Origin of the sequence: Streptomyces sp. HNM0645, from assembly GCF_030056615.1 — a bacterium.
Taxonomy (GTDB): Bacteria; Actinomycetota; Actinomycetes; order Streptomycetales; family Streptomycetaceae; genus Streptomyces; species Streptomyces marianii.
This window is the reverse complement of the sequence record NZ_JASHLT010000122.1, coordinates 1-1,086: the sequence shown is the minus strand read 5'-3', so window position 1 is coordinate 1,086 and position 1,086 is coordinate 1. Positions and strand designations below refer to the sequence as shown.

Genomic DNA, 1,086 nt, shown 5'->3' with positions numbered 1-1,086 from the left:
CGCCCGATCCGGCGACAAGGCGCCACATGGTCGTCGATGAACACGTACAGTGCCGCCAGAAGGGCGTCCAGGTTTGTCTTCACACACTGACCAACGGGCGCCCTTCGCCATGGTTGCGACCAGCACACACATCGGACTCACTCATCTAGGTCACGCCACCTGTCCCGGTCGCGTTGCGTCTGCAATGCCTCATGGGAGAGTATGTTCGACACGCTGTGACAGCTGGTGCACACGGGACCGTCGTGACGCTGAACGACTGAACTGTCTTGGTGTACGACATGATTGATACGGGGGCGGGTGCGTGAAGTTCGACATGGGGTCGACGACCCTGGCGAATCTCGGCAAGAGCACGATCGGGTCAAGTGACGATCTGGGCACGTTGATCCAGTGGCTGATCGCTGCTGCGGAGCCGCTGGAGGGGAAGTTCAACGGTGCGGGGANCGCTTGCGGTTGTAGAAGGTCTCGATGAAGGTGAAGATCTCAGCGCGGGCGGTAATCCGGTCGGGCCAGCGGCGGGGGCCGATCTCCGCTTTCAGCAGCGCGAAGAAGCTCTCGGCGGCGGCATTGCCGTAGCACGAGCCGGTTCGTCCCATGCTCTGCCGCAGCCCCAACCGGCGTACTTCCCGGCGGAGTTTGTCAGCGGTGTACTCCGCTCCACGGTCGGAGTGCACGACGCAGCCGGGCTGGAGGTTGCTGCGGCCGGCGGCCATCGTCAGTGCGTCGACCACCAGGGATGCGCGGTGGTGGTCGGCCATCGAGTGGCCGACGATCTCGCGGGTCGCCAGGTCCAGCCAGGTCGCGAGATAGAGCCAGCCCTCGTCGGTGGGGATGCAGGTGATGTCACCGACCAGTTTCTGCCCCGGGGCGGCGGCCGTGAAGTCGCGGCCGATCAGGTCGGGAGCGGGTACCGCCTTCTTCGCCGGACGGGTCAGCGACCGGCGCTTGCGCCGGGTGACCCCGGTGATGTCGCGCTCACACATGATCCGCTCCACTCGCTTGCGGTTGACCCGCCGGTCCAGCCTGCGCAGTTCGGCATGGATGCGCGGCACTCCGTAGGTGCACCGGGAGGCGATGTGAAGGACGGTG

Annotated in this window: 1 protein-coding gene; it reads right to left on the bottom strand. The window is 65.5% G+C overall.

The annotated features are described in order from the left end of the window. Positions 1–425 precede the first annotated feature (425 nt). Positions 426–1,049: an IS3 family transposase gene (locus QMZ92_RS35885; protein WP_283302134.1), complete on the bottom strand. Its 624-nt coding sequence runs from the start codon at positions 1,047–1,049 to the stop codon at positions 426–428. Positions 1,050–1,086: the final 37 nt, after the last annotated feature.